General features: G+C 73.3%; 21 protein-coding genes. 11 read left to right on the top strand and 10 right to left on the bottom strand.

Features of this window, described 5'->3' with window-relative positions; genetic code table 11:
- Nucleotides 1-58: 58 nt before the first annotated feature.
- The gene (locus tag ACH4UM_RS11810) at nucleotides 59-799 is read right to left on the bottom strand and encodes a DNA polymerase beta superfamily protein (RefSeq protein WP_398176647.1); all 741 of its coding nucleotides are present in this window, start codon (nucleotides 797-799) and stop codon (nucleotides 59-61) included.
- Nucleotides 800-821: 22 nt separating this feature from the next.
- Nucleotides 822-1,280, bottom strand: a complete 459-nt coding sequence (locus ACH4UM_RS11805) for a Rieske (2Fe-2S) protein (protein WP_398176645.1) — start codon at nucleotides 1,278-1,280, stop codon at nucleotides 822-824.
- A gap of 273 nt (nucleotides 1,281-1,553) precedes the next feature.
- Between ACH4UM_RS11805 and aroH the strand changes: the two genes are divergently transcribed.
- From aroH to der, 5 genes are all read left to right on the top strand, one after another.
- Nucleotides 1,554-1,916, top strand: a complete 363-nt coding sequence (aroH, locus tag ACH4UM_RS11800; RefSeq protein ID WP_398176643.1) for a chorismate mutase — start codon at nucleotides 1,554-1,556, stop codon at nucleotides 1,914-1,916.
- Entirely contained in the window at nucleotides 1,913-2,998 is a 1,086-nt protein-coding gene (locus ACH4UM_RS11795; protein ID WP_398176641.1) for a prephenate dehydrogenase, read from the top strand. The genes aroH and ACH4UM_RS11795 overlap by 4 nt, the downstream gene beginning before the upstream one ends.
- A 90-nt stretch (nucleotides 2,999-3,088) precedes the next feature.
- On the top strand, nucleotides 3,089-3,784 hold the full coding sequence (cmk, locus tag ACH4UM_RS11790; RefSeq protein WP_398176639.1) for a (d)CMP kinase: 696 nt from the start codon (nucleotides 3,089-3,091) through the stop codon (nucleotides 3,782-3,784).
- On the top strand, nucleotides 3,742-4,449 hold the full coding sequence (locus ACH4UM_RS11785) for a lysophospholipid acyltransferase family protein (protein ID WP_398176637.1): 708 nt from the start codon (nucleotides 3,742-3,744) through the stop codon (nucleotides 4,447-4,449). The genes cmk and ACH4UM_RS11785 overlap by 43 nt, the downstream gene beginning before the upstream one ends.
- 242 nt (nucleotides 4,450-4,691) lie before the next feature.
- Complete coding sequence (der, locus tag ACH4UM_RS11780) at nucleotides 4,692-6,176, top strand: ribosome biogenesis GTPase Der (protein WP_398176635.1); 1,485 nt, start codon at nucleotides 4,692-4,694, stop codon at nucleotides 6,174-6,176.
- Between the two features lie 71 nt (nucleotides 6,177-6,247).
- Here the strand turns inward: der and ACH4UM_RS11775 are convergent, their stop codons facing one another.
- Nucleotides 6,248-6,634 (bottom strand): hypothetical protein, encoded by a 387-nt coding sequence (locus tag ACH4UM_RS11775; RefSeq protein ID WP_398176633.1) that lies wholly within the window; start codon nucleotides 6,632-6,634, stop codon nucleotides 6,248-6,250.
- Between the two features lie 37 nt (nucleotides 6,635-6,671).
- Entirely contained in the window at nucleotides 6,672-7,475 is an 804-nt protein-coding gene (locus tag ACH4UM_RS11770) for a hypothetical protein (protein WP_398176631.1), read from the bottom strand.
- Nucleotides 7,476-8,017: 542 nt separating this feature from the next.
- Here ACH4UM_RS11770 and ACH4UM_RS11765 point away from each other — a divergent pair.
- Complete coding sequence (locus tag ACH4UM_RS11765) at nucleotides 8,018-8,734, top strand: transglycosylase family protein (protein WP_398176629.1); 717 nt, start codon at nucleotides 8,018-8,020, stop codon at nucleotides 8,732-8,734.
- 96 nt (nucleotides 8,735-8,830) lie between these two features.
- On the opposite strand, the gene ACH4UM_RS11760 is transcribed toward ACH4UM_RS11765, so the two are convergent.
- From ACH4UM_RS11760 to ACH4UM_RS11750, 3 genes are read right to left on the bottom strand one after another with little or no spacing between them, the layout of a single operon-like run.
- On the bottom strand, nucleotides 8,831-9,487 hold the full coding sequence (locus ACH4UM_RS11760) for an ATP-binding cassette domain-containing protein (protein WP_398176627.1): 657 nt from the start codon (nucleotides 9,485-9,487) through the stop codon (nucleotides 8,831-8,833).
- Nucleotides 9,484-12,327, bottom strand: coding sequence for an ATP-binding cassette domain-containing protein (locus ACH4UM_RS11755; protein ID WP_398176625.1), 2,844 nt, complete (start codon nucleotides 12,325-12,327; stop codon nucleotides 9,484-9,486). Before ACH4UM_RS11755 ends, ACH4UM_RS11760 begins: the two co-directional genes overlap by 4 nt.
- 2 nt (nucleotides 12,328-12,329) lie before the next feature.
- Entirely contained in the window at nucleotides 12,330-12,806 is a 477-nt protein-coding gene (locus ACH4UM_RS11750) for a hypothetical protein (protein ID WP_398176623.1), read from the bottom strand.
- 105 nt (nucleotides 12,807-12,911) lie between these two features.
- Between ACH4UM_RS11750 and ACH4UM_RS11745 the strand changes: the two genes are divergently transcribed.
- From ACH4UM_RS11745 to ACH4UM_RS11735, 3 genes are all read left to right on the top strand, one after another.
- Nucleotides 12,912-13,499, top strand: coding sequence for a hypothetical protein (locus ACH4UM_RS11745; protein WP_398176621.1), 588 nt, complete (start codon nucleotides 12,912-12,914; stop codon nucleotides 13,497-13,499).
- Complete coding sequence (locus ACH4UM_RS11740; protein ID WP_398176619.1) at nucleotides 13,468-14,766, top strand: ABC transporter substrate-binding protein; 1,299 nt, start codon at nucleotides 13,468-13,470, stop codon at nucleotides 14,764-14,766. Before ACH4UM_RS11745 ends, ACH4UM_RS11740 begins: the two co-directional genes overlap by 32 nt.
- A gap of 408 nt (nucleotides 14,767-15,174) precedes the next feature.
- The gene (locus ACH4UM_RS11735) at nucleotides 15,175-15,390 is read left to right on the top strand and encodes an I78 family peptidase inhibitor (protein ID WP_398176617.1); all 216 of its coding nucleotides are present in this window, start codon (nucleotides 15,175-15,177) and stop codon (nucleotides 15,388-15,390) included.
- Between the two features lie 58 nt (nucleotides 15,391-15,448).
- On the opposite strand, the gene ACH4UM_RS11730 is transcribed toward ACH4UM_RS11735, so the two are convergent.
- Together ACH4UM_RS11730 and ACH4UM_RS11725 are read right to left on the bottom strand one after the other, a co-directional pair.
- A complete protein-coding gene (locus tag ACH4UM_RS11730) occupies nucleotides 15,449-16,480 on the bottom strand; it encodes a phosphatase PAP2 family protein (protein ID WP_398176615.1) in 1,032 nt (343 codons plus the stop codon).
- Nucleotides 16,481-16,717: 237 nt separating this feature from the next.
- Nucleotides 16,718-17,929: a mannosyltransferase family protein gene (locus ACH4UM_RS11725; RefSeq protein WP_398176613.1), complete on the bottom strand. Its 1,212-nt coding sequence runs from the start codon at nucleotides 17,927-17,929 to the stop codon at nucleotides 16,718-16,720.
- Between the two features lie 260 nt (nucleotides 17,930-18,189).
- Between ACH4UM_RS11725 and ACH4UM_RS11720 the strand changes: the two genes are divergently transcribed.
- Entirely contained in the window at nucleotides 18,190-19,797 is a 1,608-nt protein-coding gene (locus ACH4UM_RS11720) for an MFS transporter (RefSeq protein ID WP_398176611.1), read from the top strand.
- A 156-nt stretch (nucleotides 19,798-19,953) separates the two neighbouring features.
- On the top strand, nucleotides 19,954-21,138 hold the full coding sequence (locus tag ACH4UM_RS11715; RefSeq protein ID WP_398176609.1) for an acyl-CoA dehydrogenase family protein: 1,185 nt from the start codon (nucleotides 19,954-19,956) through the stop codon (nucleotides 21,136-21,138).
- Between the two features lie 36 nt (nucleotides 21,139-21,174).
- Here the strand turns inward: ACH4UM_RS11715 and ACH4UM_RS11710 are convergent, their stop codons facing one another.
- Nucleotides 21,175-21,612 (bottom strand): cell division protein SepF, encoded by a 438-nt coding sequence (locus tag ACH4UM_RS11710; protein ID WP_398176607.1) that lies wholly within the window; start codon nucleotides 21,610-21,612, stop codon nucleotides 21,175-21,177.
- Nucleotides 21,613-21,806 lie beyond the last annotated feature (194 nt).

The following is a 21,806-nucleotide window of genomic DNA, read 5'->3' as shown; positions in this document are numbered from 1 at the left end:
CGTGCGCGGTCGGGCGGGAGACTTCCAGCCGGAGGCGGACGGCGCTGCGCAGACCGCCTCAGCCCTGCCCGGGACCCCGGGGGCGTACGACGTTCCGGACGCGTTCGCCGTCCGCGTGCCGCAGGGCCGAGACCCGCCGGACGCGCACCAGGAAATCCTCCACCCGGCGGCGGTCGGGCCGCTCGGGGAGCGGGGTGCGGTGGGACGCCTCCTCGGTCTCTGCCGCGAGGCGGGCCATCCGGGACTCGACCCGGTGCCACGGGACCTCGCCCCGCTTCACGGCCAGCAGGCGCTCGCGCTCCTCACCGACGTCGATCGTCAGGTGGCCCGTGCGCAGCAGGTCGCGGGCGCTGATCATCAGGCGCAGCAGGTGCATCGCGTGCTTCCAGCGCGGGGCGCCGTGTGTGCGGACGTCGGTGTCGGCCTTGCGGCGCTGGCCGAGGGCGTAGCGGGTGAAGGTCCCGTACACCTGCCGGGACAGGAACGCCTCGCGCAGGGCGAGGAGTTCGCGGCCCGTGGCGTCGGCGTACTCCACGAGCGGGGAGTGCAGGCACTCCAGGACGTTCGGGTTGCCGCGCAGCGCCAGTTCACAGAAGCGCTCCAGCTCCCAGCTGAACTGTTCGTCCAGCGGCCCGTCCACATGCGTGGGCGGCTTCTCGAAGCGCCAGAACAGGGGAGTGGGGGCGACGAAGACGCCCCGGCGGTCCGTGTCGCTGCCGTCGGTCGCCAGCCCGAAGGCGCGCGAGCCCATGACACAGGCGTAGATCGTGTGGTCGCGTACCAGGTCCTCGGGCTGCATGGCCGGGAGCGTACGCGGATCCTCACGCCAGGCTGATCGAATTTCCCTCCACCTTGATCTGCCTGGCGGCCAGCGGCCGGGTCGCCGGGCCGTCCGCCACGGAGCCGTCGGCGATGTGGAAGCGGCTGCCGTGGCAGGGGCAGTCGATGGTGCCGTCCGCGACCGTGCTGACCGTGCAGCCCTCGTGGGTGCAGATCGCCGAGAACGCCTTGAACTCACCCTTGACCGGCTGGGTGACCACCACCTTCTGCGCCGCGAAGACCGCGCCTCCGCCCTCCGGGATGTCGCTCGTGCTCGCCAGCCCCGGGGCCCCACCGGTGGCGGAGGCGGAGGCGGCAGGGGCAGCCGGGGGCGAGGTCGCCGCGGCGGGGAAGGTCCCGCTGGAGTTCTCGGTGCCGCTGCCCGTGTTGCCGCACCCGGTGGCCGCGAGTGCGGCCGCGCCCGTGACGAGAACGGTGCGCCGCGTCGAGCCCTGGGTCATGTCGTCACTCCGAGGGGGCCGGGGAGGGGGGAAGAGCTCCGGGCGGAGCAGCAGCATCTTCGCATCGAAAGCACCCAAGACGAAGCAAATCGGGGTGGAGTGCCGCAGAATATCCCTTTCTTCCTCCGTCTCCCTTCCGTTCCTCCTCCGTCTCAGCGGGCGGTCGCCGCGCACCCGCCCCACGCGGTCTGACTACGCTGGACGTCCGGGAGCGGGTTGAGGCCGATCCAGGCCGGTACAGCCCGGACACACACATCAGCAAGGAGCAGCGCCGTGGCGGTACGAGCGGTCCGGGGGGCCGTCCAACTTCAGCGGGACGAGGCCGGCCACATGGACGAGCAGGTCGGGGCCCTGCTGACTGCCGTCCTGGAACGGAACGGCCTGACCGCCGACGACCTGATCAGCATCTGGTTCACGGCCACGCCCGACCTGCACAGCGACTTCCCGGCGGCTGCCGCCCGCAAGCTCGGCATCGTCGACGTGCCGCTGATCTGCGCGCAGGAACTGGACATCGAGGGCGCCATGCCCCGCGTGGTCCGCGTCCTCGCGCACATCGAGTCCGACAAGCCGCGCGCCGAGATCGCCCACGTCTACCTCGGAGCGGCGGCCGCCCTGCGCAAGGACATCGCCCAGTGAGAACCGCACTCGTCATCGGCACCGGCCTCATCGGCACCTCCGCCGCCCTGGCCCTCGCCCAGCGTGGTGTGACCGTGCACCTGGCCGACCAGGACCCGGAGCAGGCCCGTACGGCCGCCGCGCTCGGCGCCGGCACGGACGAGGCCCCGGACGGCCCCGTCGACCTCGCCGTCGTCGCCGCCCCGCCGGCGCACGTGGCCGGGGTGCTCGCCGACGCCATGCGCCGGGGTGTTGCGCGCGGCTACCTGGACGTGGCCAGCGTCAAGGGCGGCCCGCGCCGCGAGCTCCAGGCCCTCGGCCTGGACCTGACCGGCTACATCGGCACCCACCCCATGTCGGGCCGGGAGAAGTCGGGTCCGCTCGCCGCGACCGGCGACCTGTTCGAGGGCCGCCCCTGGGTGCTCACCCCGACCCGGGACACCGACACCGAGGTCCTCAACCTGGCGCTGGAACTCGTCTCGCACTGCCGGGCGGTCCCGGTGGTCATGGACGCCGACGCCCACGACCGCGCCGTGGCGCTGGTCTCCCACATGCCCCACCTGGTCTCCAGCATGGTCGCCGCCCGCCTGGAGCACGCCGAGGAGTCGGCCGTACGGCTGTGCGGGCAGGGCATCCGGGACGTGACCCGGATCGCCGCCTCCGACCCGCGGATGTGGATCGACATCCTGTCCGCGAACCCGGGCCCGGTCGCCGACCTGCTCTCCGACGTCGCCACCGACCTGGACGAGGCGGTGCGGGCGCTGCGCGCGCTGCAGTCCTCCGACGAGGTGAAGCGCCGCGAGGGCAGCGCCGGCATCGAGGACGTGCTGCGGCGGGGGAACGCCGGGCAGGTCCGCGTCCCCGGCAAGCACGGGTCCGCACCGCGGGCCTACGAGGTCGTGGCCGTCCTCATCGACGACCAGCCGGGCCAGCTGGCCCGTATCTTCGCGGACGCGGGCATGGCCGGGGTCAACATCGAGGACGTGCGGATCGAGCACGCGACCGGGCAGCAGACGGGCGTGGTGCAGCTGATGGTCGAGCCGAAGGCGGCACCCGTCCTGACGGCGGCCCTGCGGGAGCGGGGCTGGGCCCTCCGCCAGTAAGAGGGTGTCCGGGAAGCCAGTAACCTTGTGCGGGGCGCCCTCGCGTCCCGCACACTCGTCCACCACCCTTCACCAGGAAGGTGCCCCGCTGTGGAAAACGGCGCCGCCCGGACCGCCCAGCCCGTGATTGTCGCCATCGACGGCCCCTCCGGCACGGGCAAGTCGAGCACGTCGAAGGCCGTCGCCGCGCAGCTCGGCCTGGACTACCTGGACACCGGCGCCCAGTACCGGGCGATCACCTGGTGGATGGTGACCAACGGGATCGACATGGACGACCCCTCCGCGATCGCCGCCGTGACCGGCAAGCCGGAGATCGTCTCGGGCACCGACCCGGCCCACCCGACGATCACCGTCGACGGCGTGGACGTGGCCGGCCCGATCCGCACCCAGGAGGTCACCTCCAAGGTCAGCGCGGTCAGCGCCGTACCGGAGGTGCGGGCCCGGATCACCGAGCTGCAGCGCTCGCTGGCCGCGTCCGCCGAGACCGGCATCGTCGTCGAGGGCCGCGACATCGGCACCACCGTGCTGCCCGACGCCGACCTGAAGATCTTCCTCACCGCCTCCCCGGAGGCGCGCGCCGCACGGCGCAGCGGCGAGCTCAAGGGCGTGGACGTGTACGCCACCCGTGAGGCCCTGATCAAGCGGGACGCCGCCGACTCCAGCCGCAAGACCTCACCGCTGGCCAAGGCCGGCGACGCGGTCGAGGTGGACACCACCGACCTCACGCTGGCGCAGGTCATCGAGTGCGTCGTCACTCTCGTCGAGGAGAAGCGGGCCGCCAAGTGAGCCTTTCGCCGGAGCGTACGGCGGGCCTTCCGTCGGAGCGCGGTGCCGACGTCGGCCGCCGGATCGGGGTCGGGCTGATGTACGGGCTGTGGCGCCCGCGGGTGCTGGGCGCCTGGAAGGTGCCCGCCACCGGGCCTGCGATCCTCGCCGTCAACCACTCCCACAACATCGACGGGCCGATGGTCATGGGCGTGGCTCCCCGGCCGGTGCACTTCCTGATCAAGAAGGAGGCGTTCATCGGCCCGCTCGGCTCCTTCCTGACCGGTATCGGCCAGGTGGAGGTGGACCGCCACAGCACGGACCGTACGGCGATCACCCGCGCCCTCGGCGTCCTGGAGCAGGGCGGTGTCCTCGGGATCTTCCCCGAGGGCACCCGTGGCGATGGCGACTTCGCCGCCCTGCGCGCCGGGCTCGCCTACTTCGCGGTCCGCAGCGGTGCGCCCGTCGTCCCCGTGGCCGTGCTGGGAAGTTCCGGGCGGCGCGGACGGTTGATGAAGGGGCTGCCACCGCTGCGCTCCCGCGTCGACGTCGTCTTCGGCGACCCGTTCGAAGCGGGCGACGGCTCCGGACGGCGCACGCGCAAGGCCCTGGACGAGGCGACCGAGCGCATCCAGAAGCAGCTCACCGCCCACCTGGAGAACGCCAGGCGCCTCACCGGGCACTAGGCCCCGCCGTCGGGTTCCCGCCTGCCCCGCGACGACAGGACCCGGGGTCCGGCCACCGGATCGGGTCGGAGAAAGGCAGCGCCGCCCGTTAGGCTCAAGTGAGCGGGGCCGGATGTGCCGGCCGTGCCCCGCGTCCGCGGCAGGATCCGCGGACAGACCCTGGGGCGGCACTCGAGTAGTGGATCACCACTGACACGTGGTGCTCCACCGACCACCACGATGAACTACGAGGTACGGACTTCATGAACGACGACATCCAGCCCGACGGCTCGGCCGAGCACGAGTACGAGCACGGGGCGCTCGGCGACGCCGAGTACGCGGAGTTCATGGAGCTCGCCGCGGAAGAGGGCTTCGACCTCGAGGACGTCGAGGGCGCCATCGAGGAGGCCGGTCACGGCCCGCTGCCCGTGCTCGCCGTCGTCGGCCGCCCCAATGTCGGCAAGTCGACTCTGGTGAACCGCATCATCGGCCGCCGTGAGGCGGTCGTCGAGGACAAGCCGGGCGTCACCCGCGACCGCGTCACCTACGAGGCCGAGTGGGCCGGCCGCCGCTTCAAGGTCGTCGACACCGGCGGCTGGGAGCAGGACGTCCTCGGCATCGACGCCTCCGTGGCCGCCCAGGCCGAGTACGCGATCGAGGCCGCCGACGCGGTGGTCTTCGTCGTCGACGCCAAGGTCGGCGCCACCGACACCGACGAGGCGGTCGTCCGGCTGCTCCGCAAGGCGGGCAAGCCCGTGGTGCTGTGCGCCAACAAGGTGGACGGCCCGAGTGGCGAGGCCGACGCCGCCTACCTGTGGTCGCTCGGTCTCGGCGAGCCGCACCCGGTCTCGGCCCTGCACGGCCGCGGCACCGGCGACATGCTGGACCGCGTCCTGGAGGCGCTGCCCGAGGCACCGCGCGAGACGTTCGGCGGGGGCGGCATCGGCGGCCCGCGCCGGGTGGCCCTGATCGGCCGTCCCAACGTCGGCAAGTCCTCGCTGCTGAACAAGGTCGCCGGCGAGGAGCGCGTCGTCGTCAACGAGCTGGCGGGCACCACCCGGGACCCGGTCGACGAGCTGATCGACCTGGGCGGCAAGACCTGGAAGTTCGTCGACACCGCCGGCATCCGCAAGCGCGTCCACCTCCAGCAGGGCGCCGACTACTACGCCTCGCTGCGCACCGCCGCCGCCGTCGAGAAGGCGGAGGTCGCCGTCGTGCTGATCGACGCCTCCGAGTCCGTCTCGGTGCAGGACCAGCGGATCATCACCATGGCCGTCGAGGCGGGCCGTGCGCTCGTCGTCGCCTACAACAAGTGGGACACCCTCGACGAGGAACGCCGCTACTACCTGGAGCGGGAGATCGAGACCGACCTCGCGCAGATCGCGTGGGCGCCGCGGGTCAACGTCTCGGCGTACACCGGGCGGCACATGGAGAAGCTGGTCCCGGCGATCGAGACGGCACTGGCCGGCTGGGAGACCCGGGTGCCGACCGGCCGCCTCAACGCCTTCCTCGGCGAGCTGGTCGCCGCCCACCCGCACCCGATCCGGGGCGGCAAGCAGCCGCGCATCCTGTTCGGTACCCAGGCGGGCACCAAGCCGCCGCGGTTCGTCCTGTTCGCCTCCGGCTTCATCGAGGCCGGCTACCGGCGTTTCATCGAGCGGCGGCTGCGCGAGGAGTTCGGCTTCGAGGGGACGCCGATCCACATCTCGGTGCGGGTGCGCGAGAAGCGCGGCACGAAGAAGAAGTAGCAGCAGCGCAAGACGAACGGCTGCGGAAGGGCGGTCCCTGTCTCAGGGGCCGCCCTTCCGCAACCGGTGTCTCACAGGCCGCGGCGCGGGCCGGGCGGCAGGGCCGCCGGGACGTGGTGCATCGCGGTGTCCTGCCGTCCGAGCGTCCCGACGCGCTGCCACTGCGCCTGCTGCTGGCCGGTGCCGTGCCGGGTGCCGTAGGCCCCCGCGCCGTAGGCGCCGTAGGTGTTCGGGCCCGTACCGTGCGGGAGGTTCCCGAAGGCGACGAAGCCCAGGTCCTCCTCGCCGCTCCGGTCACCCGGCAGCGCGCGGTAGGACTTGACGTACTCGGCGTAGAGCGCGTCGTAGATCGGCGTGGCCGAGGGGCCGCCGTGCGGATCCTGGGCCGGCCGCACGGCAGACCGCGCGGACGGGATCGGCTGATAGGACTGGCGGCGGGAAACGTCGTATGCGTGCACGTATGTCCAAACGACCCCGAACCGGAAGGGATGCGGCTCAGGTCCCGGCCAGCGGCAGCGTGGCCGCGACCAGCTTGCCGCCCGCGGCCGCCTTGTCCAGGGCGTCCCGCAGCAGGTCCTCCCGCGGCTGGCGTCCGATGGAGCCGACCGGCGCCGCGAACAGGAGCACCTGCTGGTGCTTGTTGGCGGCCGCCCGCCAGCCGTCGGTGACCTGCAGCGGCTGATGCGCCTGCCACCAGGCCACCGTCTGACCGGGGACCGCGCCGGGCTGCAGGATGGCGTGCAGCTGCCCCATGGCGAGCAGTACCGACCAGCCGTGCAGCACGGGTGGCACGGAGGTCAGCTCGGTCACCGGCAGGTAGCCCTGCTCGATGAGCAGCGGGAGGAAGTCGTCGCCGGGGCCGGTCGTGCCCGGGCGCGCGATGGGCGCGGTCGGCTCGACGACCAGGGCGGGGTGCAACTCCCCTGCGACCAGGAGCAGTCCGCTGGTCACCCCGAGCACGGCCTGCTCGGGCGCGGCCTGCGGGGGCGCCGCCTGCGCGGGCACCTGGCCGACGGCTCCCGGGTCGGCGTGGATGGAGCGGACGGCGCCCCGCAGCTGCTCCTCGGTGACCTGGACGACCTGCGAGGGCAGGCAGGTGGCGTGGGCGAAGGCGAGGACGGCGGTCTCGTCCCCGACGAACAGGACGGTGCTGGTGCGCTCCTGCTCGGAGTCGCCCGGGGTGCGGCAGGACGTGCAGTCGTAACTGCCCGGGGCGTTCTCTCCGGCGAGCAGCCGGTCGGCTTCTTCGTCGCCGATCTCGGCGCGTACGGCGTCGCTGACGTCGAGCATGCGCGGCACGGGTGGCTCCCTCGGGATGCGGTGCGTGGCGGGACCGGGTGGCTCCCGGCCCATGAACCGGGAGGGCCCCCGGCTCATGAAGATGACAACGGGTGATCTGTGGCGGGAGTCACGCTCTCCCGCGAACGGAATCGAACCATCCTGCGCACAGGGTCACGTCGGGTGCGGAATCCGGCACTCACCGTCAACTCGCCGCAGACTCTGGGAGCTTGACCTGGTGAGGTGGGTCACAGGTCGCCGGTGTCACTGGTCGACAAATCAGGAAATCAGCGAATGAAGTGGGTGGCCGAAAAAAGCCGATACCTTCGGTAACGGCCAACTGGCCTGCCAGTACTGGCAATTGGTTGATTCCGGCTCGCCATGCTCCCTACATTCCTCGGCCGTGTGCAACGAGCACCGCTCGGGTACGTCCGCCGACCGCACCAAGCCAGCAGCACCCAGCACGACCTCGTACGGCGGACGGGGCGAGCGCGCCGACCGCGTCCATGCGCGGGGAGCGCGCACCGCCTTGGGGGACCCCGGGTTGTTCGAGAGGGATCTTCATGTCCGAATGTGCCGATAAGAGCGCCGACTCCACACGCGACAACGCCCGCAGGACGCGGACGACGGCGGCTCTCGCCGGCGCGGTTCTGCTCGCCCCGCTCGGGGTGCTGGCCGCGACCGGCAACGCCCACGCGGCGGACGGCGGCGTGTGGGACCGCATCGCCCAGTGCGAGAGCGGCGGCAACTGGCACATCAACACCGGCAACGGCTACTACGGCGGGCTCCAGTTCGCCGCCGGCACCTGGCGCGCCTACGGGGGCGGCGCCTACGCGCCCCGGGCCGACCAGGCCTCCAGGGCCCAGCAGATCGCCGTTGCCGCCAGGGTCCAGCAGGCCCAGGGCTGGGGCGCGTGGCCGGTCTGCTCGGCCCGGGCCGGCGCGTCCGGCAGCGCGCCCTCGGCCGGTTCCGGTCCGGCCACGACCGAGTCGACGTACAAGTCCACCCACAAGTCGGCGCAGGACCCGGCCCATGGATCGGCCCGGAAGAACACGGGGGAGGCAGCCCCGTCGCAGCAGCCGCCGAAGGCGCCTGCGCGCGAGCCGGGCCACACCGACCGCGGTACGTCCCGCGGCGACTACACCGTCCGCGCGGGCGACACGCTGAGCGGCATCGCCGCCCGGCACGGGACCACCTGGCAGCGGCTCTACGCCGTCAACAAGGCCGTCGTCGGCGGTGATCCCGACCTGATCGTGCCCGGGCAGCGCCTCGCACTCTGAGCCGCTCCCCCTCATGCCCGGGGCACCCAGGCCCCGCCCGGTCCGCCGGCCGGGCGGGGCCGGTCCGTGGGGGCGGGGCCGGTCCGTGGGGAGCGCTCATCGCTCCTGGGCCCGGAGCGCCCACTCGCCCGCCTCACCGCTGAACACCACCCGGCCCCGGCGCAGTTCGTGGACCACCACCGCCGGGCGGCCGCGCAGCGCGGGCGGCAGCCGCTGCTCGGCGAGGACCACGCACGCGTCGAGTGCGGCCAGCAGGTCGTACGTGCGGGCCGCCGCCGCAGGCGACATTCCCTGTGTGGGCTCGTCGACGAGCACCACGCGCGCGCGTGCCGGCAGGGCGCGGGCCAGGGCGAGCATCCGCCGCTCGCCGCCCGAGAGGGTGCCGGCGCGGCGGCGGAGCAGCGGGCGAAGCTGCGGATAGGCGTCGAGCGCCGGGCCGGGGTCGGGCGCGACCAGCCGGAGATTCTCCTGGACCGTGAGCGACCCGAACACGGCCCGCCGTTCGGGTATCAGGCACAGCCCGTGCCGCGCCCGCCGGTACGCCGGCATCCGGGTCACGTCGGCGCCGTCCCACACCACGGCACCGCCGGACAGGGTCACGGTTCCCGCCAGCGCGCGCAGGACCGTCGTACGGCCGGAGCCGTTGCGGCCGAGCAGCACGGTGAGCCCGGGGGCGGGAGCGGCGAGGGTCACGCCGTGCAGGGCCTCCAGGGGGCCGTAGCGCACGCGCGCGTGGCGCAGGGAGATGGTCACGAGCCGGCCGCCCGGACGCCGGGACCGTCGAGGCCGTTGACGCCGTTGAAGCCCCCGGGACCGTCGAAGCGATCGGGGCCGTCGAAGCCGTCGAGTACGCGCCCGGGCGGACCCGAGGCGACGATGCGGCCCGCGGTCATCACATGCACGACGTCGGCGAGGCCGGCGACCAGGTCGAGGTCGTGCTCGACGACGAGCAGGGCGGTGCCCTCGGCGGCGAGTGCCCCCAGCACGCGTGTCAGCGCGGTGACCTCGGCGGTGTCCAGGCCGGCGGCCGGCTCGTCGAGCAGCAGCACGCGCGGGCCGCCCGCGAGGGCGCGGGCCAGCTCGACCCGGCGCAGGGTGCCGGTGGGCAGACCGGCGGCGGGCAGTGCGCGCACGGGCCCGTCGAGGCCGAGCAGCCGCAGCGCCCGCTCGACGGCCTCCGGATCGGTGATCCGCCCCTGCTCGGCGCCCACGCGGACGTTGTCGGCCACCGACAACGTGGGGAAGACGGCCGGCTGCTGGAAGGTCCGCGCGATTCCCAGCCGGGTCCGCGCGTGCGCCGGGAGCCGTGTGACGTCACGTCCCCCGAGGACCACGCGGCCCCGAGCGGGCCGCAGAGTCCCGGCGAGACAGTGGAACAGGGTGCTCTTGCCGGCCCCGTTGGGCCCCACCACGGCGGTGACCCGCCCGGCCGGGACATCGAGATCGACCCCGTCGAGGGCGGTGAAGCCGTCGTAACGGGCGTGCAGGGCGCGGGCGGCCAGGAGCGGTTTGGCCGGGAGCGGTTTGGCCGGGGCGAGCGGTGCGGCCGGGGCGAGCGGTGCGGCGCCGTGCGCGTGCGGACCCGGGCCCGCACCCGCACCTGCACGCGGGCCCGCACCTGGACCCGCACCCGCAGTGCCCCCGCCGCTCCCCACGGCGCGGGCCGCCTCCGTGTGCGCGGTCTCCCCCACCCGGTACCGCCGTGCCGTTACGGGCATCGCGGCCGCCGCCCTCGCCGGAGCCGGCCGCAGCGTCTGCCGTACCCGTGTCCCCAGCGGCGTCAGACCCGTTCGGCGGCGTGGCCGCAGACGGGACGCCGCGCCCCGCAGGGCCTCGTGGGGGCCGCCGGGGAAGCGGCCGGACAGTGCCGCCAGCACTCCGATCAGCGCGGCCGCCACACCGCCCCGGGTACCCGCGTCGAGGCCCACCAGCAACGCGGCGGCGGCGAGGGCACCAAGGGTGCTGTCGGCGCCGAGGACGACCACCGCGGCGAACCACAGCAGGCTGCGCACGGGGTCGAAGGCGGTGGGGTCGAAGGCCCGCACGCCCATGCCGAGCATGCCCCCGCCGAGCGCGGCCAGGGCGGCGCCGCAGACGAACGCCAGCAGTTTCAGGGCGGGCACCCGGACGCCCGCCGCCGAGGCGCCGCCCTCGTCGTCGCGCATCGCGGCCAGTGCCCGGCCCGTGCGGCCCCGACGCAGCGCGCGGGTGGCGAACAGGGCGAGCGCCAGCAGGGCCAGTTCCAGGACGTAGTACGCCCGGTCCCCGTCGAAGCCCGCCGGACGGCCCGGCCCCGGCCCGGCCGTGGCGTACGGCTGCGCGAAGACGAACCGGCTCACCCCGACCCCCACCGCGAACGTCGCCAGCGCGAGTGCCAGGCCCCGGCGGCTGATCGCGGGCCAGCCGGTCAGCACGCCCAGCGGGGCGACCATGACCACGGCCACGGCGAGCGCGGCGAGTTCGGGCAGGCGCGGCAGACCGGGGAAGCGGCCCGCCGCGAGCAGCGCCGTGAACAGCGCGCCCAGCCCGGCGTACGCCGCCTGCCCCAGCGAGATCTGGCCGCCCCGGCCGGTGACCACCACCAGGGACAGCAGCACCACGCCCAGCGCCGGCACCTGGACGGAGGTGTGCAGGTCCGAGCCGGCGAAGCCCAGCGGCAGCAGGAACAGCACCACGGCCACGACCCGGGCGCCGTACGGCGCCGGCATCCGCGCGGCCGCCGGGACCGGCAGCGCGTCCCGGGTGCCCACGCCGGGCAGCACCAGGGCCGCGACCAGCAGCGCGACCACGAACAGGTTGGCGCCGACCGCCTGCAGCAACGGCCCGCCCCAGCCCGGCGGGTGCAGCCGCGTCAGCTGGCTCTGGGCGATCCCGGTGCCGAGCGCCACGAGCACCGCGACCGGCAGGCTGCGCATCCGCGCGGCCACCGCGACCGCCACCACCTCCATGACCAGCAGCGGCAGCCCGAACGGGTCCAGCCGGACGTACGGCGCGAGCAGCACCCCCGTCAGACCCGCCGTGAACGATCCGAACGCCCAGCCGGCCGCCGCCACCCGGTCCGCGTCGATCCCGCCGAGCACGGCCAGCCGCCGGTCGTCGACGACGGCCCGCAGCTCACGGCCGAAGCGCGTGTGGCGGACGACCACCCCGACCCCCGCCGCCAGCACCAGCGCCACCGCCAACTGCCCCCACGGATCGGCCCGCACCACATCGGGTGCGTCGTCCCGCGCCCCCTGCCCCCACACCAGCGCCGCCCCACCCACCAGCAGCACGAACACCCCGATGGACGCGACCAGCGTCTGCGCCGGGTCGCCGCCCAGGACCGCGGCCGGCCGGAAGACCAAGCGTTCCAGCAGCACACCGATCCCGGGTGCCAGGACCACCAGCGTGACCACGGCACCCAGCCACAGCGGCCAGCCCCAGCCGACCACGCACTGCCGCAGCGCATAGGCGCACACCATCGCGACCGCGCCGTGCGCGAAGTTGAGCACGCCGGTCGCGCGGTACGTCACGATCAGGCCGATCCCGCTGAGCGCGGCAGCGCTGCCGACGGACAGTCCGGCCAGGGTCAGGTCGTACGTCAGCGAGGACATGGTCAGTCGTCCCCGGCACCGGGCTCGCAGATCGGGCACGGGTGCAGTTCGCCGCCCGCGAGGAGCCTGGCGTCCACGGGCACCGCCTCCGCCTTGCCGGCGACCAGCGGGCAGTCGGCGCGGTGGTACAGCGTGCCGCCCGGAACCGTCGCCAGCTTCCCGCTGACCGCCAGGGGCGCGGTCAGGGCCTCCGCCGAGGCGTCGGTGTCCTCGGGCGCGGCAGCCACCAGCAGGCCGTACAACTCCTCCACGCGCGAGGCCGCGAGCGCCTGCCGTCCATGCGTGAGCAGCACGGCCCCGGTGACGATCAGCGCGGCGCCGGGGACCGTGCAGGAGGCCAGGTAGGGCAGTTGACGTCCGGTGTACCGCTCGCCCGAGACGCCGTACCAGCCGATCACGCACAGCACCGCGCCCGCGGCGAGCGCGGCCCAGCCGGCCCAGAGGACTGGGTGCACGGTCCGCAGTCGGGATGTCCGCATCGCTGGCTCCCTCAGCCGATTGCTTGCACTATGCCTTCTGGAAGCCGACCCTGAAAGCTCCGGGCACACAGGGCCCGGACGACCGAACACCCGGTGGTGAGCCAGATGGTTCTCGGGAGCGACCTCAGGCGGGACGACGCGGGAAGGGGAGGCGGTCCGGCGGCGGTTGGGCCCCGTGCGGCACCTGCGGCCGCGCTGGTCCTCCTCCTCGCCGTGGCCCTCGGGGGCTGCGGCGACGACAGCGGCGGCGGCAGTGACGGCGCACCGCCCACCCCTTCCGTGGAGAACACCACGACCGCGGCGCCGAGTCCGGCCGCGACCGCCCCCGCCGACCCGGCGGCGGCCACGGCGCAGATCAGGGAGAACTGGCGGAGGTTCTTCGACCCGGCCACGTCCACGAAGGACAAGCAGGCCGTCCTGGAGAACGGCGACCGAATGGCGCTGGTGCTGCGGGCCTTCGGCGGTGACCGGCGCGGCGGCCAGGTGCAGGCCACGGTGACGAAGACCGAGTTCACCTCGCCGACGGCCGCGAACGTGACGTACACCCTGACCCTGAAGGGCGCGACCGCGCTGCCCGACGCCCGGGGGACGGCGGTCGAACAGAACGGCACCTGGAAGGTGTCCGACCGGACTCTGTGCGCCCTGGTCCAGTTGAGCGGCAATGCCTCGGCGTCGGCGCTGCCGGGCTGCTGAGACCGCCGCCGCGGTGCTGCTGCTCCTCGCGGGCACGGCCTGCGGCAGCCGGTTGCCGGAGCGCGACTTCGAGCACGGCGCCCGGTCGCCCGCACCCGCGCCTGGCGGCACCGCGCCCGTCCCGGTCGGCATCATCACGAGCGCCACCAGCCCGGTCGGCGGCAACACCTTCACCGGGCCCCGCGACGGCGCCACGGCGTTCTTCGGCCGTCTCGACGCGCGCGGGGGCATCGACGGCCACCCGGTCGAGGTGCACCTGTGCGACGACGGCGGCAGCGGCATCGGCAACAACGATTGCGTGCACCGGCTGATCGACGAGGACAAGGTGGTCGCCCTGGTCGCCACCACCGCCCTCGACTACGCGGGCGCCCCGCGCGTGTCCCACGCGCGCGTGCCCGACATCGGCGGCCAGCCCATCGGGGCCGCCTACGACACCTGGCCCCACCTGTACGGCATCTACGGCAGCCTCGCGCCGCGCGAGGGCACGCCCGGCTGGGGCGGCACGCTGTACGGCGGCACCGAGGTCTACCGCTACTTCAAACGCGAGCAGGGCGCCCGTACCGCCGCGGTGGTGTCGTACAACCAGGCAGCCTCCGCCGCCTACGCGCGGCTCGTCGAACACGGCCTGAGGGCCGAGGGGTACAAGGTGGTCACGGAACAGGTCGACTTCGCGCTGCCCAACTTCCGCGCGGCGGCGGCCGATCTGCGCCAGCAGGGCGCCGACCTGGTCTTCGACGCCCTCGACACCCACGGCAACGCACAGCTGTGCCGGGCGATGGACGCGGTCGGCGCCAGGATCACCGCCAAGGTGACCAATGTGCAGAACTGGACGTCCACGGTCCCCGAGGACTACAAGGACTCCCCGAACTGCCGCAACGCGCTGTGGGCGACCGGGGCCGGCCGCAACTACGAGGACACCGGGCACAAGGCCGTACGGGAGTTCCGGGACGCCACGAAGGGACTGAAGACGCACTCCCAGTGGCAGCTGGAGGGCTGGGCGGCCGCCATGTGGTTCACGGACGCGGCCCGGTCCTGCGCACGGCAGGGCATCACGCGCGCGTGCGTCGACGACTACATGAACCGCAGCGAGAACTACAACGCCGACGGACTGCTGCTCCCCGTCTCCTTCGAGAGGTCGGCCGAGCCGCCGAGGACCCGCCGCACATGTCTGTCGGTCGCCCGCTGGCAGGACGGCAGGGGCTGGGTGTCGCAAGGGGACATGAACAGCACCTGCTTCGAGGTGCCGCAACTGCCGTACGAGCCGTGATCCGCGCGCGGAGCGCGGACAGCCGCCGTCCACCGGCTCGCCACGCCGGCCCGCAGCCGCCGCGGCGGCGGGAGACGACGCGGGTGCTCGGTGCCCGAACCGTGAAATACCCATGCGCGCAGGCTTCGGCGATCACCCGCGGAATCGGAATGCAACGGCCTGCCGGAGCGGCCTCTGCCCGGTTAGCCGGATGCTTTCCGCCGGGGTTTTCCGGGCGCCGCTCCCAGGCGCGGGAATTGCGTTCGAATCCCGCGGAAGAGGGCCGCACCCACCCGCGAGCGTGACGGAGTGCGCTCCATCACGGCGTTGGCATCCTGTGACAGAAGCGTGACAGGAGGGGAAGGTGGGAGAGGCGTGACCGCTCGGCGCGGGCTTCCCCGCTCATGGGGCAGGGCCTAGCGTGGCGGTATGGCATCGATTCCCACTCCGCCGGCGGAGCCCCAGGACAACCCGGACGGTTATGTCGGCCTCGAGGCCGAGCGGGCCGAGCGGCTCGCGCGCGAACGCGGCTGGACCACGGTGCGGTCACTGCCGCCCGGCACGATCATCACCATGGAGTACCGGGCCGGGCGGCTGAACTTCGAGGTCGAGAACGGGCAAGTGGCCCGCGCCTGGAAGGGCTGAGCGACTCGTCGCGGAAGCGGTGACTGCCCGCCGGTGACCGCCGGTGCCCGCCGGAAGGTCAACTGCCCGCCAGGGGGCGGGCCGCCGGGGCCGTGCCGCGCGGGACGCGGTCGGCGTGCGGGGGCCGGCGGCTGCCGGTCGGAGTGAGGGGGGTGCGCTCCGAGCGGGTCGTGTGCGGACCGGGGGCGAGGTAGGCCGGCGTGCGGGCCGAGCGGCTCGCGCCGACCGTCTCGCGGGTGGCCGGCGCCTCGTCAGGGACGGGGGTACGCGGCTTGAGCACCACGGGGACGCCGACGGGGACGACCGGCGCGGGCACCGGTGCCCGGCGGCCGCGGCGGGCGCGCCGGCGGTCGCGCAGGTCGAAGAGACCGGCCTCGGACCGGGCGATCAGCGGCTCGAACCAGGGCAGCGCCAGCAGGATCAGCAGCCCGGCGGCCCAGCCGAGCAGCACGTCGCTGAGCCAGTGCGTACCCAGGTAGACGGTGGTGAGGCCGACGCCGAGCGATGTGACCGCCGACACCGCGGACAGCCAGCGGCGCGCTCTCGGAGTGGAGGCCAGATACGCCAGGATGCCCCAGGTCACCACGGCGTTGGCGGTGTGGCCGCTGGGGAATATATCGCCGCCCAGGCCCATCTCGTTGGAGCCGATGACGGTCGCGTAGTGCGGTCCGAGGCGCCCCATGCCGAGCTTCGCGGCGCCGACCGTGATGTTCAGCAGCAGCAGTGACGCGGCGAGGGTGAGCAGGGGGCGCAGCGTGTGCTGCCGCCAGGAGCGCCAGCCCAGCCAGGCGGAGACCATCACGGCGGTGGGGCCGCGCTGGCCCAGCACCACGTAGTAGTCGAGGAACGCGTGGATCTGCGGCCACTGCTGGTACGGCCGGAAGAACATGACCTGCCAGTCCAGCCGGACCAGCCAGGAGGTGGTCACCACGGCCCAGACGATCGCCAGGTAGAAGGCCAGGGTCGCCGAGAACAGCACCACCCGGTGCCTGCTCATTCTCGGCATGTTGATGTGCGCCGGCCGTTGCGGCTCACGGTCCAGCCTGGCGAACACCCGGTCCAGGCGGGTGAGGGTTCCTTCGGTACGCACCTAATCGACGTTACAGCGAGTGAGCTCAGTTCCCGGGCGAATCACGGGGTTTGTGATGACGATGTGATGTGGGATTGCTCTCAACCGGGCTTTATTTCCACGGATTCCGCAATCCGCGGTGGCCCTGTCCCGCATTTCTTTTGATCATTCCGGCAGTTGCTTATATGGCGCTTATGAATGGGTTAACCGAACGCTCGGATGGAATTACCCGTGTGCTCATCGGATGTGCGGAGCGGATCACGGGGGACCGGAGCCGTTCAGCCAGAACGCTCCGTAGATCGCCGACGCGACCGCGACGCCGCCCACCACCAGCGCCGGCCGGGAGGTGCGCAGCCGGGCCAGGGCCAGGGCGAGCGGCAGCAGCAGCGGGAAGGCGGGCAGCAGCAGCCGCGGCTTCGAACCGAAGTAGCTCGACGCGCACAGGGCGAGCGCGGTGACCGCACCCGAGTACACCAGCAGCGCGAGCGGCTGCCCCTGGCGTACGCAGACGACGTACAGCCAGATCACCAGGGCGACGCCGATGATCAGCCCGAGCCCGGCCAGGGCCGACGGGCAGGACGTGAACTTTCCGGCGACGAACCGGGCGAAGGCGTAGCCGCCGTCGAAGCCGTTGCGCCAGCCCGCCTGGACATCGAGATAGCCGAGTGGGCCCCTGCCGGTGCGGTGGCCGACCCACAGCACATAGCCGGCCGCGCCGAGCGGGGCGAGCAGCATCCCGAGCAGGCGGCGGGCAGGGGCGTGCGCGGTGAACGCCGGGGCGTGTGCCGCCTGTAGTGCGCCGTCCGCCGCCGGTGCGCTCCGGGATCGCACGAAGGAGGCGACGGCCGCCGCCCACACCGCCGCGACCACGGCGAGCCCCACCGGCCGGGTCAGCCCCGCGAACAGGGCCAGGGCGCCCGCGGTCACCCAGCGGCCGGTCAGCACGGCGTACAGCGACCATGCGGCGAGTGCCGTGAACAGCGACTCGCTGTACGCCATCGACTGCACGACCCCGACCGGCAGCACCGCCCACAGCAGCACCGCCCAGACCCCGGCCCGCCCGTCGTCCCGGCCGTACACATGGTCCGCGACCGCGAAGATCCCCCAGGCCGCGGCGAGCGAGGCCAGTAGGGAGACGGCGAACCCGGCGTCGGCGCACGACAGCGGGGTCACCGCGGCGAGCAGCCGCTCCAGCCAGGGCAGCAGAGGGAAGAAGGCCAGGTTGGAGTGCACGTCCCCGTTCGGCAGGCGCACCTCGTAGCCGTAGCCGAGTTCCGCGACCCGCGTGTACCAGAGCGCGTCCCAGCGGGCGGTCAGCAGGGTGTACGCGCTCTTGCCGTGCGCGGCGCTCCAGACGGCCAGGGTCACCAGGCCCAGGGAGCGGACGGCCGCGTACCCGAGGAGCGCCGGGGCGGCCCGGCGCAGGGTCCCGGGGCGGGCCGCCGCCACGCGCGTTGCAAGATCGGTCACGGGCTCGATTATCGACGGCGCCCGGAACCGGACGTACCGGCGGGGCGTGATGCCGAGGGAGAGAGTGGTGTACGCCACATTGATTCCCCGCGAAGTCTGAGAGCTGGGCCACGCGTCACCGGAGCGCTCTCGCGTACGCTGACGTGTCACTCGCACTTCGATGCGCGGGCCGGGGACCACCGCTCCTCTCCGGCCGAGCCGCGGGGAGTCCCCACCCCGCCGGCCCGCCGAACGCGAGGGTTCATCTGGGAGGTACGTACATGTCCGGGACGACCACGGCGGCTGCCCAGCTGCGCCGTCGGGCGGCCGGGGCCGGTGCCAATCGCTGGGTCGTCCTGGTCGTGCTCTGCGTCAGCCTGCTGCTGGTCGCGGTGGACGCCACCGTCCTGCACGTGGCGGTCCCGGCCGTCACCGCGGACCTCCGGCCCGGCGCCATCGAACTGCTCTGGATCGTCGACACCTATCCCCTCGTCTGCGCCTCGTTGCTGATCCTCTTCGGCACGCTGGGCGACCGGGTGGGCCGCAGACGGATCCTGCTGCTCGGCTACGCCCTCTTCGGCGTCGCCTCCGCCCTGGCGGCCTTCGCACAGAACCCCCAGATGCTGATCTTCGCCCGCGGGCTGCTCGGCGTCGGCGGCGCCATGATCATGCCGGCCACCTTGTCGATCCTGCGGCAGGTCTTCCCCGACCGGCGCGAACGGGCGCTGGCGATCGGCCTCTGGAGTGCGGTCGCGGCGGTCGGCGCGGCGGTCGGGCCGCTGCTCGGCGGCTTCCTGCTCGAGCACTTCTGGTGGGGCTCGGTCTTCCTCGTCAACATCCCGCTGATGCTGGTCAGCCTGCCGGTGGGCCGGCTGCTGCTGCCCGAGTCGACCGGCGACGGGGACGGGCCGTGGGACGTGGTCGGCGCGCTGATGGCCGCGGCCGGCCTGTTCGGCGCGGTACTGGGTGTGAAGCGGCTCGGCGGCGGGGGGCCGGCGCTGAACGCGCTGACGCTGGGGCCGCTGGTGGTGGGCGCGGCGCTGCTGGTGGCGTTCGTACGGCGGCAGCGGAGGCGGAAGCATCCGCTGGTGGACCTCGGGATGTTCGCGCGGCCGGCGTTCAGTACCTCGGTGGGCTGCATCGTGCTGGCGATGCTGGCGCTGGTCGGCCTGGAGCTGATCGCGGCGCAGTACCTGCAGCTGGTGCTCGGGCTGTCCCCGCTGCAGACCGGCCTGCGGCTGCTGCCGCTGACGTTCGCCGCGATGGCGGCCGGACTGCTGGGAGCGCGGATGCTGCGGCGGTTCGGGCCGCGGCGGATGGTCTGCGTCGGCTTCTGCGTGACCGCCGCCGCCGTGGTGGAGCTGACGGCGATGGGCGGCGAGGACAACGCCGGGCTGCTGCTGTTCGGCTTCGTGCTGCTGGGCTTCGGCCTGGAGACCACGCTGTTCGGGGCGTACGAGTCGATGCTGAGCGAGGCGCCGCCCGCGCAGGCGGGCGGGGCCGCGGCGATCGGCGAGACGTCGTACCAGCTGGGGGCGGGGATGGGCATCGCCCTGCTCGGGACGGTGATGAACGCGGCGTACGCGCCCGGGCTCACGGATGTGCCGGGGGTGCCGGCGTCGGCCTCGGGACCGGCTTCGCACTCGCTGGGCGAGGCGTACGGGGTCGCCGCACGGCTGGGCGGGGCGGCGGGCGACGCCCTGCGACGCGCGGCTCGGGACTCCTTTGTGCACGGGCTGCATGTGACGTTGCTGGTGAGCGCGGGGTTGTTGCTGCTCGGGGCGGTGATGGCACTGCGGTTGCCGAGGGTGATGCAGTGCGAGGAGGAGGGGGCGCCGGTGGAGCTGCCCGTGCAGCGGGAGGCCGAACGGCCCCGCGTCTCCGCGTGACCGCTCGTCGTCGCGAGGCGGGCCTCTCATGCCTCCGGCGGCCGTCACGAGTGGTGCGCGAGTGGGGGAGCACGCTGGACGTGGGCGACGCCGCGTCGTACCGTCGGGCCAGAGTGCGTAACTAGCGGTGCTAGTTTTCCCTAGTCGGAGGTGCCCATGCCGGCGTCGTTGCCCCCGTTCGACCCCGCCGACCCCCTCGGGATCGACGATCTGCTGGACCCGGAGGACCTGGCCATCCGCGACACCGTGCGGAACTGGGCCGCCGACCGCGTCCTGCCGCACGTCGCCGGGTGGTACGAGAGCGGTGAACTGCCCGCCATCCGGGAGCTGGCCCGCGAACTCGGCGGCATCGGCGCGCTCGGGATGTCGCTCAGCGGATACGGGTGCGCCGGCGCCACCGCCGTCCAGTACGGGCTCGCCTGCCTGGAGCTGGAGGCCGCCGACTCCGGCATCCGGTCCCTGGTCTCCGTGCAGGGCTCCCTCGCGATGTACGCCATCCACCGCTTCGGCAGCGAGGAGCAGAAGCAGGCATGGCTGCCCCGGATGGCCGCCGGCGAGGTGATCGGCTGCTTCGGCCTCACCGAGCCCGACCACGGCTCCGACCCCGCCTCCATGCGCACCCACGCCAAGCGCGACGGCACCGACTGGGTCCTCAACGGCCGCAAGATGTGGATCACCAACGGCTCGGTGGCCGGGGTCGCCGTGGTGTGGGCGCAGACGGAGGACGGCATCCGCGGCTTCGTCGTGCCCACCGGCACCCCCGGGTTCTCCGCCCCCGAGATCAAGCACAAGTGGTCGCTGCGGGCCTCGGTCACCAGCGAGCTCGTGCTCGACGACGTACGGCTGCCCGCCGACGCCGTGCTGCCGGAGGTCAGCGGGCTGCGCGGACCGCTCAGCTGTCTGTCCCACGCCCGCTACGGCATCGTCTGGGGCGCCATGGGCGCGGCCCGCTCCTGTTTCGAGGCCGCCGTCGACTACGCGAAGTCACGCGAACAGTTCGGCAGGCCCATCGGCGGCTTCCAGCTCACCCAGGCCAAGCTCGCCGACATGGCGGTCGAACTGCACAAGGGAATTCTGCTCGCCCACCACCTGGGGCGGCGCATGGACGCCGGCCGCCTGCGTCCCGAGCAGGTCAGCTTCGGCAAGCTCAACAACGTACGAGAGGCGATCGAGATCTGCCGCACGGCGCGGACGATTCTCGGCGCCAACGGGATCTCCCTCGAGTATCCCGTGATGCGGCACGCGACCAACCTCGAGTCGGTGCTCACCTACGAGGGCACCGTGGAGATGCACCAGCTCGTGCTGGGCAAGGCGCTCACCGGTCTCGACGCCTTCCGGTGAGCCCCGGGCGGGGCAGGGCCGGCGTACGGCCCTGCCTCAGCTCTGGTTGAAGAACCCGTCCGACCGGTGCGCCCCCGGGTCCCCGGCCACGATCTCCGTGTCGGCGGGGGACAGCAGGAACACCCGGGTGGACACCCGGTCGATGGAGCCGCGCAACCCGAAGACGAGCCCGGCGGCGAAGTCCACCACGCGCTTGGCGTCGGCCGACTCCATGGCCGTCAGGTTCACGATGACGGGCACGCCCTCGCGGAACAGCTCGCCGATCGCACGCGCGTCCCGGAAGCTGTCCGGCGTCACCGTGCCGATCCGGCGGCCCTTCTCCTCGGCCGTGTCCGTGGCCACCTTGACCCGGGGGTCGGTGACCCAGGCGTCCCCGGACTCGGTGCCCTCGGAGTAGTCGTCGTCGTAGTAGCGCTCGTCATCGTTGTCGTCGACGAGGCCGAGCCACGCACTCGCCTTGCGTACCGATCCCATGGACGCCTCCTCTCACAGCGGTCTTTCTGCTTTCCGCATCCCTATGGTCATCCATGATGCTGACAGCGCGCCAAGTGAATAGACGCCGCACGGGGGGTTTGTGACGGTACTGGTGCACAGGCGATCCGTCGAGAGCCCGTGTGCCCCAAGGGTCCTGGTCTACACGGCTGCTGACTGTGAGTGAAATATGATTG

Origin of the sequence: Streptomyces sp. NPDC020801 (assembly GCF_044334385.1) — a bacterium.
Classification (GTDB): domain Bacteria; phylum Actinomycetota; class Actinomycetes; order Streptomycetales; family Streptomycetaceae; genus Streptomyces.
Note: the sequence above shows the minus strand (reverse complement) of the source record. Positions and strands in the feature narration are given on the sequence as shown.